Origin of the sequence: Hydrogenophaga sp. Root209 (genome assembly GCF_001428625.1) — a bacterium.
Taxonomy (GTDB): domain Bacteria; phylum Pseudomonadota; class Gammaproteobacteria; order Burkholderiales; family Burkholderiaceae_C; genus Hydrogenophaga.
The window spans coordinates 138,867-152,607 of the sequence record NZ_LMIE01000030.1 but is presented as its reverse complement, the minus strand read 5'-3'; the positions used below and the strand labels follow the sequence as shown (position 1 = coordinate 152,607).

Annotated in this window: 14 protein-coding genes and 1 tRNA gene; 4 read left to right on the top strand and 11 right to left on the bottom strand. The window is 62.5% G+C overall.

Annotation, left to right across the window (positions count from 1 at the left end; genetic code table 11):
* The first annotated feature begins 58 nt into the window (after positions 1–58).
* From pssA to ASE11_RS17520, 4 genes are all read left to right on the top strand, one after another.
* Complete coding sequence (pssA, locus tag ASE11_RS17535; RefSeq protein WP_056274664.1) at positions 59–868, top strand: CDP-diacylglycerol--serine O-phosphatidyltransferase; 810 nt, start codon at positions 59–61, stop codon at positions 866–868.
* Between the two features lie 188 nt (positions 869–1,056).
* Positions 1,057–2,748: a 2-isopropylmalate synthase gene (gene leuA, locus ASE11_RS17530; RefSeq protein ID WP_056274661.1), complete on the top strand. Its 1,692-nt coding sequence runs from the start codon at positions 1,057–1,059 to the stop codon at positions 2,746–2,748.
* 42 nt (positions 2,749–2,790) lie between these two features.
* On the top strand, positions 2,791–4,332 hold the full coding sequence (locus ASE11_RS17525) for a 2-isopropylmalate synthase (protein ID WP_056274659.1): 1,542 nt from the start codon (positions 2,791–2,793) through the stop codon (positions 4,330–4,332).
* Positions 4,333–4,508: 176 nt separating this feature from the next.
* Positions 4,509–5,696 (top strand): serine hydrolase, encoded by a 1,188-nt coding sequence (locus ASE11_RS17520; RefSeq protein ID WP_056274657.1) that lies wholly within the window; start codon positions 4,509–4,511, stop codon positions 5,694–5,696.
* 69 nt (positions 5,697–5,765) lie between these two features.
* Here ASE11_RS17520 and ASE11_RS17515 read toward each other — a convergent pair whose 3' ends face one another.
* From ASE11_RS17515 to ASE11_RS17465, 11 genes are all read right to left on the bottom strand, one after another.
* Positions 5,766–6,563 carry an IclR family transcriptional regulator gene (locus tag ASE11_RS17515; protein WP_056274655.1) on the bottom strand — a complete coding sequence of 266 codons (798 nt, stop codon included), beginning with the start codon at positions 6,561–6,563 and terminating at the stop codon, positions 5,766–5,768.
* Between the two features lie 67 nt (positions 6,564–6,630).
* A complete protein-coding gene (locus ASE11_RS17510; RefSeq protein ID WP_056274653.1) occupies positions 6,631–7,368 on the bottom strand; it encodes an arginyltransferase in 738 nt (245 codons plus the stop codon).
* Positions 7,365–8,135 (bottom strand): leucyl/phenylalanyl-tRNA--protein transferase, encoded by a 771-nt coding sequence (gene aat / locus ASE11_RS17505; protein ID WP_056274651.1) that lies wholly within the window; start codon positions 8,133–8,135, stop codon positions 7,365–7,367. Before aat ends, ASE11_RS17510 begins: the two co-directional genes overlap by 4 nt.
* Positions 8,136–8,156: 21 nt before the next feature.
* Positions 8,157–8,507, bottom strand: a complete 351-nt coding sequence (locus ASE11_RS17500) for a hypothetical protein (protein ID WP_056275047.1) — start codon at positions 8,505–8,507, stop codon at positions 8,157–8,159.
* 64 nt (positions 8,508–8,571) lie between these two features.
* A tRNA-Asn gene (locus tag ASE11_RS17495) sits at positions 8,572–8,647 on the bottom strand.
* A gap of 72 nt (positions 8,648–8,719) precedes the next feature.
* The gene (locus ASE11_RS17490) at positions 8,720–9,820 is read right to left on the bottom strand and encodes an NAD(P)/FAD-dependent oxidoreductase (RefSeq protein WP_056274649.1); all 1,101 of its coding nucleotides are present in this window, start codon (positions 9,818–9,820) and stop codon (positions 8,720–8,722) included.
* 5 nt (positions 9,821–9,825) lie between these two features.
* On the bottom strand, positions 9,826–10,155 hold the full coding sequence (gene fdxA / locus ASE11_RS17485; protein WP_056274645.1) for a ferredoxin FdxA: 330 nt from the start codon (positions 10,153–10,155) through the stop codon (positions 9,826–9,828).
* A gap of 123 nt (positions 10,156–10,278) precedes the next feature.
* On the bottom strand, positions 10,279–11,601 hold the full coding sequence (locus tag ASE11_RS17480) for a sulfate adenylyltransferase subunit 1 (protein WP_056274643.1): 1,323 nt from the start codon (positions 11,599–11,601) through the stop codon (positions 10,279–10,281).
* 25 nt (positions 11,602–11,626) lie between these two features.
* Positions 11,627–12,586, bottom strand: a complete 960-nt coding sequence (cysD, locus tag ASE11_RS17475) for a sulfate adenylyltransferase subunit CysD (protein WP_056274640.1) — start codon at positions 12,584–12,586, stop codon at positions 11,627–11,629.
* Complete coding sequence (locus ASE11_RS17470; RefSeq protein WP_056274638.1) at positions 12,583–13,332, bottom strand: phosphoadenylyl-sulfate reductase; 750 nt, start codon at positions 13,330–13,332, stop codon at positions 12,583–12,585. The genes cysD and ASE11_RS17470 overlap by 4 nt, the downstream gene beginning before the upstream one ends.
* Before the next feature lie 11 nt (positions 13,333–13,343).
* Positions 13,344–13,733, bottom strand: coding sequence for a DUF934 domain-containing protein (locus ASE11_RS17465; protein WP_056274636.1), 390 nt, complete (start codon positions 13,731–13,733; stop codon positions 13,344–13,346).
* Positions 13,734–13,741 lie beyond the last annotated feature (8 nt).

The window sequence follows — 13,741 nt, the reverse complement described above, 5'->3', positions numbered from 1 at the left end:
TTACACTGCACCTTTGAATCTTGCAAGGTGGCCTCTGGCACCCTTCAACACAAATCTCATGCACGACGGTTCCGATCCCCAGCATATCCAGCACGAAGACCGGCCCAAGCGTTCCAAGGGCATTTACATGGTGCCCAACATGATCACGCTGGCCGCCCTCTTCGGTGGCTTCTACTCGGTGGTCATGGCCATGAACGGTCGCTACGACCTGGCCACCGTGGGCATCTTCGTGGCCATGGTGCTCGACAGCCTCGATGGGCGTGTGGCCCGCATGACCAACACGCAGAGTGCATTTGGCGAGCAGATGGATTCACTCTCCGACATGGTGTCCTTTGGCGCGGCCCCCGGCCTGATCGCCTATGAATGGACCTTGAGGGATCTGGGCCGCTGGGGCTGGATCGCTGCGTTTGTGTATTGCGCCTGCGCTGCGCTGCGCTTGGCCCGCTTCAATGTCAACACCGGGGTGGTGGACAAGCGCTACTTTCAAGGTCTGCCTTCGCCGGCGGCGGCAGCCCTTGTGGCGGGTTTCATCTGGCTGATGACCGAGCTGGAGATACCCCCTCAGGACGTCACCTGGGGCATGTTCGCCATCACGCTCTACACCGGATTGACCATGGTGACGAACGTGCCCTTTTACAGTTTCAAGGACTTGAGTCTGCGCAAGAGCGTGCCGTTTGCAGCCATCGTGCTGGTGGCGCTGGCCATTGCCGTGATCAACATTCACCCACCGACGGTATTGTTTGGTCTGTTCGTGGTGTATGGCCTGTCGGGTTACGCGGTGTACTTCTGGCGCAAGGCCAAGGGCCGCCCCACCAGCGTGATCAGCACTTCCACCGATGAGCCTGATGAGCGCGGGCTGCACGACTGAGGGTGGCGTGGCGGCAGGTTTGTGATACAGTTTGCGGCATGAGTTTTCGCGCTTTCGCCCTACTATTGGATGTCCGACACGGGCAGGCTTGGTAGCGCACGCGCATTCCATTCAAAACGGCCCGTTTGCACCTGCAGCGGGCCGTTTGTATTTGGGGCTGCGGGTTTCAGTACCATCGAAAGAGCACCATGTTGAAACAACCTGCCAGCAAGTACCCTGCCTTCCAGCCTGTCGGCCTCAAGGACCGCACCTGGCCTGACGCCGTCATCACCCATGCGCCCATCTGGCTGAGCACCGACCTGCGAGACGGCAACCAGGCCTTGATCGAGCCCATGGATGTCGAGCGCAAACTGCGCATGTTCGAGTTGCTGGTGGAGATCGGCTTCAAGGAAATCGAGGTCGGATTTCCCTCGGCTTCGCAGACCGAGTTCGATTTCCTGCGCCGCCTGATCGATGAGCGGCGCATCCCCGACGACGTCACCATCCAGGTTCTGACCCAGGCACGCGAGCCGCTGATCCGGCGCACCTTCGAGGCGTTGCAAGGCGTGCAACGCGCCATTGTTCACCTTTACAACGCGGTCGCGCCGATGATGCGGCGGGTGGTGCTGGGCATGGACGAAGATGCCATTGTCGAACTGGCCAGCACACACGCGCGCCTCTTCAACGAGATCGCCGCGCAGCAGCCCGACACGCAATGGACTTTCCAGTACTCGCCTGAAATGTTTTCCGGCACCGAACTGGCGTTCTCCAAACGCGTGGTCGATGCCGTGACCGAAGTCTGGCAGCCCACGGCTGAGCGCAAGTGCATCGTCAACCTGCCTTCCACGGTGGAGCACAGCACCCCCAACATCTTTGCCGACATGATCGAGTGGATGCACCGTCACCTCGCCCGGCGCGAGGCGATCGTGCTGTCCGTGCATCCCCACAACGACCGGGGCACGGGCACGGCAGCGGGCGAGTTTGCCTTGATGGCTGGCGCCGACCGCATCGAAGGATGCTTGTTTGGCAATGGTGAGCGCACGGGCAACCTCGATCTGGTCAACGTCGCGCTCAACCTGTACACCCAAGGCGTTTCGCCGGGTCTGGACTTTACCAACATCGACGAGATCCGCCGCACCGTCGAGCATTGCAACCAGTTGCCGGTGCACCCGCGTCATCCCTATGTGGGCGAGCTGGTGTACACCTCGTTCTCGGGCTCGCACCAGGACGCGATCCGAAAGGCCTTTGCCGCGCGCCGTGAAGACGAGCCCTGGAACATTCCCTACCTGCCTATCGATCCCAAGGACCTGGGTCGCAGCTACGAGGCCGTGATCCGCGTCAACAGCCAGTCCGGCAAGGGCGGCATTTCCTATCTGCTCGAGAACGAGTACGGCCTCGAGTTGCCGCGCCGCCTGCAGATTGAGTTCAGCCAGGTGGTGCAGACGGTGATGGATGCGCAGGGCAAGGAGTTGGGCGCAGCAGACCTGTGGGCCATCTTCGAGCGCGAGTACGGCTTGTCGCAGGCGCACGCACCACTGCAACCCGTCATGGAGGACGTCGACGGCCAGAGCGTGCGCGTGTCTGCCCGATTGCAGATCGGTGGCCAGCCGGTGGCTGTGGACGGGCGGGGCAACGGCCCCATCGATGCCTTTGTCAATGGTCTTGCCGCCGCAACGGGTCGCCAGTTGCGGGTGCTGGACTACCATGAACACGCCATCGGTTCCGGCGCGCAGGCCCGCGCCGTGGCCTATGTGGAACTGCGTGTCGACGACACGCGAACGCTGTTCGGTGTGGGCATTGATGCGAACATCGTTTCCGCGTCCTTCAAGGCCATCGTGTCCGGCCTGCAGCGGGTGGCGCGGCCCCACGCCAGTGAACCCGACACCACGCTGGCGAGTTGACGCCAGCCTGCCCAAGATCATCATTTCCCACGGAGTTTTCCCATGAGCGACAAACTGATCATTTTCGACACCACCCTGCGCGATGGCGAGCAGTCGCCCGGCGCTTCCATGACCAAGGACGAGAAGCTGCGCATTGCGCGCCAGCTGGAGCGCCTGAAGGTGGACGTGATCGAGGCCGGTTTTGCCGCCAGTTCCAATGGCGATTTCGAATCCGTCAAGGCGATCGCCGCCGTGATCAAGGACTCCACGGTGTGCTCGCTGGCACGCGCCAACGACAAAGATATTGCGCGCGCCGCCGAGGCACTCCAGGGTGCGCACCGGGCCCGCATCCACACCTTCATTGCCACCAGCGCGTTGCACATGGAGAAGAAGCTGCGCATGACGCCCGAGCAGGTGCTGGAGCAGGCCAAGCAGTCGGTGCGTTTTGCGCGCAACCTGGTGGACGACATCGAGTTCAGTCCGGAAGACGGCTACCGCAGTGACATGGACTATCTTTGCCGCGTTCTGGAAGCCGTGATCAAGGAAGGCGCCACCACGCTCAACATCCCCGACACCGTGGGTTATGCGGTCCCCGAGCTGTATGGTGAGTTCATCCGCACTTTGCGCGAGCGCGTTCCCAATTCCGACAAGGCGATCTGGTCGGTGCACTGCCATAACGACTTGGGCATGGCGGTGGCCAACTCCCTCGCGGGTGTGAAGATCGGCGGCGCACGTCAGGTGGAGTGCACCATCAACGGCCTGGGCGAACGCGCAGGCAACTGCTCGCTTGAAGAGATCGTGATGGCGGTGCGCACGCGGCGCGACTACTTCGGGCTCGATGTGGGCGTGGATGCCACGCAGATCGTGCCGGCGAGCCGCATGGTGAGCCAGACCACCGGTTTTGTGGTGCAGCCCAACAAGGCGGTGGTGGGTGCCAATGCCTTTGCGCACGCCAGCGGCATTCACCAGGACGGTGTGCTCAAGGCGCGCGACACCTACGAAATCATGCGGGCCGAGGACGTGGGTTGGAGCGCCAACAAGATCGTGCTGGGCAAGCTCAGCGGCCGCAACGCGTTCAAGCAACGCCTGCAGGACTTGGGCATCGAGATGGAGTCCGAGAGCGAGATCAACACCGCATTCGCGGCGTTCAAGGAGCTGGCCGACCGCAAGAGCGAGATCTTCGACGAGGACATCCTCGCGCTGTGCAGCGATGAGAGTGTCACCGCGGAAAAGGAGCAATACGGACTGGTCTCGCTCAAGCAACGCAGCGAGACCGGTGAACGTCCGCACGCCAGCGTGGTGTTCACCGTGGATGGCCAGGAAATTCAGGTTGAGAGCGACGGCAATGGACCGGTGGATGCGTCACTGAAGGCCATCGAAATCCATGTCAAAAGCGGCGCGGAACTGGTTCTGTATTCGGTCAATGCCATCACGAGTGGTTCGACCGAGAGTCAGGGTGAAGTGACGGTGCGTTTGCAGCATGGTGGCCGCGTCGTCAATGGCGTGGGTGCGGATCCCGACATTGTTGTGGCTTCCGCCAAAGCCTATCTGAGCGCATTGAACAAATTGCACAGCAAGTTCGACCGCGTGGCAGCGCAAGGATAAAGGTGAGCAAAATCAATCACTTAAGACGCGCAGTGTTTTGATCTTCAGAAATGACACCAAAAGTAGCACCTGTTCTACCGATCATTTAAGAGAATTTCCCAAGCATTTGATATTGCTAGTTTTTTTCTGTATGCCTATACTTCACTCCAGCGCAATCCCTGTGCTGGAGTGAAGTCATGAGCCTAGGCGTTTTCCGCATTCGAAAACTGATCTTTGCAGCCACGGTGGCCGCCTGGATGGGCGTGTGCGCATTGCCCTTGGTGGTGAACGCGGCCTCCAGCACGGCCAAGGTCGGCAAGACCTCAAAAGCAGCGTCGGCCAAAGTTGCGACCAAGCGAAAAGCTGTGTCGGCCCAAGCACCCACCCGCAAGCAAGCGACAGCCAAGCCAAAGAAGGCCGTGGTCGTGGTGAAAAGGGGGCCATCCCGAGTCAAGGTTCAGATTGCGTCGGGCAAGAAGCCCACGGCCCGTCAGGTGGCCTCCCGCAACGCAGCCAGCAAATCCTACAAGACTGCCGTGGTGCGGGTGGTCGCACCAGCACGGCTGTCCATGGGGGAGCAGTTGGGTCTGCGTGGCAGCGATGATCGCCTGGACCTCAACTCCAGCGTGGCGTTGGTGATCGATCAGGAAACCAATGAGGTCTTGTTCAGCAAGAACGACGCCGCCGTGCTGCCCATCGCGTCCTTGACCAAACTCATGACCGGTCTGGTGATCGCCGACGCGAATCTGGACATGAACGAGTTGATCACCATCACCCAGGACGATGTTGACACCTACAAGGGCAGCAGTTCGCGGCTGGCAGTGGGGAGCACATTGTCGCGTGGCGAAATGATGCATCTGGCGCTGATGTCCAGCGAAAATCGCGCTGCGAATGCCCTTGGTCGTACCTACCCAGGTGGTTTGAGCGAGTTTGTCCGGCTGATGAACAGCAAGGCACGGCAACTCGGCATGAGCGACACCCGTTACGTCGAACCCACGGGGCTGTCCAGCCTGAACCAGTCCAGCGCGCGCGATCTTGCCACGTTGGTGTCGGTGGCCTATGAGCGGCCCATTCTGCGCAGCCTGTCCACATCGCCTGGCCATGAGGTCGAGTTGGGCCGCCGCACGCTGCACTACAACAATTCGAATCGCCTGATCAAGAACCCGGACTGGGAGATCGGCCTGCAAAAGACGGGCTACATCTCTGAAGCAGGCCGCTGCCTGGTGATGCAGGCGAAGGTGGCGGGTCGCCAGTTGATCATGGTGTTCCTGGACTCGGCTGGCAAACTGAGCCGCATGCAGGACGCGGAGCGCGTGCGGCGTTGGGTGGAAGTACAGGCTGAAACAACGCCTCGCCCGATGATGGCCGCGCGCCCGCAGGGTTGATTCGGGTCCGCTCCCCGAGCGATAAAAAAACGGTCCTTGCAGGACCGTTTTTCATGTGCGCCAGCGAGCTCAGCGTGCTGTCGTACCCGCCGGCCGTGAACATCCCAGGGCCGACGATATTTCCGCTGCCGTGGTCCTGAGTTTGGGAAGCCAGCTTTCATCAATCCGATCCGCCGGTGCGGAAATCGACAGGCCGGCCACCAATTTGTTCTGGTCGTCGTAGATGCCGGCGGCCATGCAGCGCACGCCCAGCTCCAGTTCTTCGTTGTCGCGCGCCACGCCGGCCTGGCGGCATTGCGCCAGCTCGCGTTCCAGGCTGGGCAACTGGGTCAGGCTGTTGCGCGTGTTGCCTGCCAGCCCCGTGCGCGTGGCGTAGGCCCTGACACGTTGTGGCTCGTCATCGGCGAGGAAGAGCTTGCCCACCGACGTGAGGTGCAGTGGCGCGCGGCCGCCAATCGCTCGCACCACCTGCATGCCCGAGCGTTCGCTGTAGGCGCGCTCGACATACACGATCTCGTCGCCTTGGCGCACGCTTAGATTGACCGGTTGCTGGATCTGCTTGTGCAATTCGCGCATGGGCAGCAAGGCTGCGTCGCGCACGCTCAGTCGGGCCTTCACGAGGTTGCCCAGTTCCAGCAGCCGCATGCCCAGCCGGTAGCTGCCCGCTTCGGGGCGGTCAACAAAGCGGCCGATGGTGAGGTCGTTGAGAATGCGGTGCGCCGTTGACGGGTGCAATCCCGTCTTTTCACTGATCTCCTTGAGCGATACCGGCTCTTCTTTGGAGGCAAGTACTTCGAGCAGGTTGAACATGCGTTCAATGACCTGAACCGTGGGCGTGGCGGGGATGGAGTCGGAGCGTTTGGTCATGGCACGAGTGTGACCGAAATTTTACGAGATGAAATCAGGTGCCGTGTGGTGCGCGCGCCATTCGGTCTCAAGCGCCCGGGACCCATCGACCATCGAGCAACAACTCGTGTGGTTGAAAGCCCGCCTTGTAGCTCATCTTGCTGCTCTGGGCGATCCAGTAGCCCAGATAGATGTGGGGAAGGTCCAGCGCCTTCGCCTGCTCGATCTGCCAGAGCACGCTGTAGGTGCCGTAGCTGGCCTTGTCATCGGGCTCGTAGAAGGTGTAGACCGCCGACAAGCCGTCGTTGAGTACATCGACGATGGACACCATCTTCAAGCGCGAGGGTTGCCCATCCGTGCCCGGCTCGTGGAACTCGATCAAGCGCGAGTTGACTCGACTTTGCAGCAGGAACTGGGTGTACTGGTCGATGCTGTCGTGGTCCATGCCGCCACCGGCATGGCGACTGTTCTGGTAGCGCAAGTAAAGCTGATAGTGCTCCGGTACGAAACACAGCTTGAGCACACGACTTTGCAAATGGGCATGCTGCGCGTGGGAACGACGCTGGCTGCGGCTGGGCTTGAAATCCGCCACGGGCACGCGCAGTGGCACGCAGGCCTGGCAACCATCGCAGTACGGGCGGTAGGTGAACATGCCGCTGCGGCGAAAGCCGTGCGTGACCAGATCGGAATAGGCGTCGTTGTGGATGAGGTGGCTGGGCGTGGCCACCTGCGATCTGGCCTGATGTCCCGGCAGGTAGCTGCACGGGTAGGGCGCTGTGGCGTAAAACTGCAGCGCCTGGAGCGGGAGTTCTTTGAGGTGTGTCACGCGTGCCGACGTTGTTCAGGGATGACGTTTTGCCAGTATATGGGGAGGAATTCCCACCTTGGCGCGGGGCGCGACATGGCCTCGCTGACGTGTCGGCAGAAGGCCACTCGAGGCATCAATCGCCCTCCGAGGCTGGCGAGGTGTGGCGTGTTCTGCTGGCAATCGATCAGAGGCAAGCCCTTGGCTCGGCAGAAGGCCACCAGTGCGGCGAGCGCGATCTTGGAGGCATCGCTTTGCCGGCTGAACATGGATTCGCCATAGACCATGCCGCCCAGATTGATGCAATACAGGCCGCCGGCAAGTTCGCCATCGATCCAGGTCTCCACACTGTGAGCGATGCCCGCATGGTGCAACCGGGTGTAGGCCTGCACCATGGCCGGCAGAATCCAGGTTCCATCCTGACCATCCCGCGGCGTGCTGGCGCAAGCTCGGATCACACGCTCGAAGCCGTGGTCGAAGCGAATCTCCAAACTGCCTTCAAGGCGCATTTTCTGGATGGTCTTGCGCAGCGACCGGTGCAGGCGAAACGCCTGCGTCTCCAGCACCATGCGGGGATCGGTGCTCCACCACAGAATGGGCTGTCCGGCGCTGAACCAAGGAAAGATGCCCCGCGAATAGGCCGCAATGAGGGACGGCACATCGAGCACGCCACCAGCGGCCAACAGGCCAGGCGCTGGATCGCCCGAGCCCCACGCTGTCTCCACCGGAGGAAACGGTTGACCAGGTTCCAGCCAGGGCAGGGCGCGGTTGGGTGGGGCGTGCGACATGCCGCTATTGTGCGGCTGGCCTCAGTTCTGCGGTGTTGCCAGACGCCTCAGACCCTGCCACAGGGCCGCGCCGATGAAGATGCCGATGGCATCGGCCAGAAAATCCAGCCACTCGCCGTATCGCCAGCCGGTGGCGGCCTGCAACAGTTCGATGACACCGCCGTACACAACCAGCCCTGCGAGCATCGGCCAGGGCTGGCGGCCGTATGCCAGCAGGCCCACCAACGCCAACCAGGCAAACCCGAAGACATGCTGGCCTTTGTCCCAGATCGTTGCGGCTTCGCGCGGCAACAGATCCAAGGGCAAAAGAGACGCAATGGCCAGCACGATGGCGCTGCACCAGAAAATGGCTCTGATCAGTCGTGGGTTCATGGCAGGCATGGGCTTGCAGAAACAACAAAGGCCTTCGCAAGAAGGCCTTTGAGTGGATGTTGGGTGGCTCCCCGACCTGGACTCGAACCAGGGACCTGCGGATTAACAGTCCGTCGCTCTACCAACTGAGCTATCAGGGAACAGCCTCAAATTATAGCGTTGATTTTTTCGATTTCTGACGTAACGTAGGTTTTGTCGAAAATTTGTCGTGTTCAATCGAACACGGGTGATGCCACGCCGAGCACCTTGTGCAGTTTGGTGCTCGTGGTTGTGTATTGAAGCATCACCTTCCTGTCGGGGAAGATGAAAGGTGTCGCGCCAAAGGCTGCGAGGGTGGCTTCGTGAAAGCCCGAGAGGATGAGCTTCTTCTTGCCGAGATAGGTGTTGATGTCGCCCACGGCGAAGATGCCCGGCACGCTGGTGGAGAACTTCTCGGTGTCCACCACGAGTTGCTTGCGTTCGATGTCCAGCCCCCATTCGGCGATGGGTCCGAGCTTGGGCGATAGGCCGAAGAAGACCAGCAACACGTCGAGCGGTACGGTGTGAGTCACGGCTTGGGGGTCGGTGATCTGCACGGCTGTGAGGCGATCACCGTTGGATTCGAAGCCGGTGGGCTGACCGACCATGAAAAGCATCTCGCGACGCTCGCAGCATTCACGCATGCGTGCGATGCTCGCAGCCGCAGCCTGGAAGCCATCGCGACGGTGAATCAAGGTCACGCTCCTGGCGTGGTTGGGGCCCTGTTCGGCGAAGGTCGTGGCCCACTCAAGCGCCGCATCCCCGCCGCCCACGATCACGATGTTCTGGCCAGCAAACTCGTTGGGGTTCTTGACTCGGTAGAAGAGTTGTCGTCCTTCAAATGCATCGAGCCCGTCGAGCTTGAGAGCACGAGGTTGGAACGCCCCGACGCCTGCGGCGATGAAAAGCGTCTTGGTGAGAAAACGTGTGCCACGGGAGGTGGCCACGAAGAATCGGCCGTCATCCTGCTGTTCAACCGTGGTGACTTCCTGCCCCAGGTGGAAGGTGGCGCCGAAGGGCTCGATCTGCTTGAGCAGGTTGTTGACCAGTTCCTGGCCTGTGCACACCGGAATGGCCGGGATGTCGTAGATCGGCTTGTCGGGGTAGAGCTCGGCCGGCTGCCCACCAGGGTAGGGCAGGGCATCGATCACATGGGCCTTGATCTCCAGCAAGCCCAGCTCGAACACCTGGAACAGACCGACGGGGCCGGCTCCGATCACGACCGCGTCGGTTTCGACTAGCCCTTCGTGCACGGCAGCGTTCAAGCTGGCCGCCGTGTTCAGGTCCGGCTCCATGCCGATCAGCGCAGCAACTCGGGAAGTTTGCCGGTGCGGTCTTTCCAGTCGTCAGCGTCGGCCAGGGGGGCCTTGCGCTTGGTGATGCTCTTCCAGCCAGGCAACAGCGCCAGATCGGCGTTGAGCTTGGTCATGTGCAACTGGTCTTTGGGCAGGTCTTCTTCGGCGTAGATCGCGCTCACCGGGCATTCGGGGATGCACACCGCGCAGTCGATGCACTCGTCCGGGTCGATGGTGAGGAAGTTGGGGCCTTCGCGGAAGCAGTCCACGGGGCAGACGTCCACACAGTCGGTGTATTTGCAACGGATGCAGGCTTCGGTGACAACGTGAGTCATGGTGGTCTTGGGAATCGGTGGAAGCCGTGATTTTAGGGTTTCCGGCAGGGATGGGCTGGGCCATGGCCCTTGCCGTGACACAAGTTAGGCGGGTGCGGGCGCGCTGCGCGGCCCGCGCTGTCGTCACTGGACCAGCAAGGCCCCCGCCGTGCGATGGCTCGCGGTGTCCACCAGCACCAGCGAACCCAAGGCCCGCGATTGCGCAAAAGGCAGCGTGGCCAGTGGTTCCTGCAGCGTCAGTTCGATGTGGCCAATGGCGTTGGGTTCCAGCTGGTTGGCGTCCTCTTCTGCCAGGGTGTGGATGTCGAGCCGGTGCACGATGCGTTTGATCTTGGCCTTGACCCAGCGGTGCCCGTGCAGCGCCCAGTACACGCGGCCAGGCACCAGGGTTTCGTCGTCGAGCCAGGCCACGGTGGCGCGAATCTCGCGGCTGCCGCTCAAAGCCTCGCCTTCGCCATCGGCCAGCAGCCAGTCGCCGCGCGAGACATCAACTTCACGGTCGAGAACGATGCCTGCGCTGTGGCCAGCGAGCACGGCCTGCGGTTGGCGCACGTGGTTGAGCACCTGGGCCACCACGGCGGTCTGGCCGTTGGGCATGATGCGCACGCCCTGGCCTGCCTGCACGCCTCCGGTGGCCACGCGGCCCCAGAACACGCGACGGCCTTGTGAGGTGTCGGCGGAGCTGTTGAACTTCTCCACCCATTGCACGGCAAAGGCGAAAGGCAGCGTGCTGTCTGCCGGTGTCACAGGCAGGCCTTCAAGAATCTCGAGCAGCGTGGGGCCGCTGTAGCCGCACCAGCCCGCCTGTTCGCTGGCGTCGACGACGTTCCAGCCCTTGAGTGCCGAGATGGGCACCACAGCGGTGACCGGAATACCGGCTTGCGCGGCAAATTCACGCAAGGCCGCGCCGATGTGTTCGAACGCGACGGTGCTGTCATCCACAGCGTCGAGTTTGTTGATGGCGAACACCACCGAGGGTACGCGCAGCAACTTGAGGAGCAGGCTGTGGCGGCGGGTCTGGGGCAGCAGCTTGAGCGCGGCGTCAGCCCAGGCCAGCTTGGTGGCGTCGACCAGCACCACGGCGGCGTCGGCGCTGGATGCGGCCGTGACCATGTTGCGGGTGTACTGCTCGTGGCCCGGCGCATCACCGATGATGAACTTGCGCGCCTCGGTGCTGAAGTAGCGGTAGGCCACGTCGATGGTGATGCCTTGTTCGCGCTCGGCCGACAGGCCGTCGGTCAGCAGGGCGAGGTCGGTCTGGCCGTGGCGCTGCACGCCGGCCAGGTGATCTTGAAGCACGGCCTTGCTGTCGACCAGCAGGCGGCCGATCAGCGTGCTCTTGCCGTCGTCCACGCTGCCGCAGGTGATGAGGCGCAGGGCGGAACGCGTGTCGATAGGGCCTGTAGCGGTTTGTGGCGCGGTGGCTTGAGGGGCGAGTGTGGTCATGTCGGTGTCCTGTATCGGCGCGGCTTCAGAAATAGCCATCTTTTTTGCGTTTTTCCATCGAAGCATCGGAAGTCTTGTCGTCCATGCGCGTAGCGCCGCGCTCGCTGACCTCGGCGGCCAGTGTCTCGATCACGATGTCGTCGGCGGTGGCTGCCAGGCTCTCCACCGGGCAGGTGCAGGTGATGTCGCCCACGGTGCGGAATCGCACGTCGCGCACCTGCACGGTCTCACCGTCGCGCGGTGGTGTGAGTTCGGTCACCGGCACCAACAGGCCTCGGCGGTCGACCACCTCGCGCTGGTGCGTGTAGTAGATCGAGGGCAGGGCGATGTTTTCGCGGGCGATGTACTGCCACACGTCGAGTTCGGTCCAGTTGCTGATCGGGAACACGCGAAAGTGCTCGCCGGGCTGCAGCCGGGTGTTGAACAGGGTCCAGAGCTCGGGGCGCTGAGCCTTGGGTTGCCACTGGCCGAAGCTGTCGCGGTGGGAGAAAATGCGCTCTTTGGCGCGGGCCTTTTCCTCGTCGCGACGAGCGCCACCAATCAGCGCGTCAAAGCGAAACTCTTCGATGGCTTCAAGCAGCGTGACCGACTGGTGCACGTTGCGGCTCTCTCCCGGGTGCGCCAGGCGCACGGTGCCGCGCGCCATGGAGTCTTCGACGCTGCGCACGATGAGTTCTGCGCCCAGTTCCTTCGCACGCTGGTCGCGGAAGTCGGTCACCTCGGGAAAGTTGTGACCGGTATCGATCATCAACAGTGGGTACGGGATGCGTCCCGCGCCGAACGCCTTCTCGGCGCACTTGAGCATGACCAGCGAGTCCTTGCCGCCAGAGAACAGCAGCGTCGGGCGCTCGAAGGCGGCCGCGACCTCACGCAGGATGAAGATGGTTTCTTCTTCCAGTGCATCCAGGTGGGCGTTGCTCAGGTGGTGGTCGCTGGCGTGCTGCAGGGCGGTCTGGATCACGGCGGATTCGGTGCGGGCGTTCATGAGGGGGTCCGTTCGAGTGAGGACACGAGGGGAGAAGTGGCGGGCTGCACATGCAGGCCGCATTCCTTGGCGCTTTCCTGTTCCCACCACCAGCGTCCGGCGCGGAAGTCCTCGCCGACGCTGATGGCACGGGTGCAGGGCGCGCAGCCGATGCTGGGGTAGAACTGGTCGTGCAGCGCGTTGGTGTCGAGCTGGTGCTCGGCGATGAAGTGCCACACGTCGCCCCAGGTCCATTCGACGATGGGGCTGACCTTGATGCGGCCGGGTTCCTGCACCACCTCGCCGACCTCGGCGCGCGCGTTCGACTGCTCGCGGCGCAGGCCGGTGATCCAGCCGTCGTGGCCGGCGAGGGCGCGAGCGAGCGGCTCCATCTTGCGGATGTCGCAGCAGGCCTTGCGCAGTTCAATGCTCTGGTACATCGCCTCCTCACCGTTCTTGCGAACGAAGTGGATGACCGACTCCTGTTTCGGGCGGAACACCTGCACGCTGATGCCGTAACGCTGCTCGATCTTCGGGATCATGGCGAGCGTCTCGGCGTGCAGCTTGCCGGTTTCCAGCACGAAGACGCTGGCATCGATACCGGCCAGGTGCATCAGGTGAGTGACCACCATGTCTTCAGCGCCGAGGCTGGAGGCCTGGGTCAGCCTGGGGTGGGAGGCCGATGTTTCTCTCAGCAGTGCGATGCTGCGCTCCACCTTGGCGGCAAAGTCGCTGGAGGGCTTGTTGTAGAGGTCGAGGGCTTTCATGAAGGCAGTCCTCAAGCAGGGGCAAAGTGGGGCGCGATATGCACCGCATCGCCCTGGTAGAAGGCGGGGTAGTGCGCCAGCAGCGCCTGGCCGTGCGCCAGGTTCTGGTCAGCGCGCAGCACGGCCTGCGTGAAGCCGCTGCGCTGCATCTGCACGAGCTGGTCGATCAGCACGTCGCCGGTGGCGCGGATCTGACCTGTATAGCCAAGGCGGCGGTGCAGCAGGAAGGCCTGGCTGAAGGCGCGGCCATCGCTGAACTTGGGAAAGTGCAGTTCGATCACGGCGATGCCGGAGAGGTCGGCGTCGCGTGGGTCTGTGTCGTTGGCGAGCGACAGGCGCTGTGCCTCGGCCTCGGTGGGGGCAAAGGCGCCTGCGCTGAAGAGTTGAAGGGGCTGGCTCATGGTGTCTG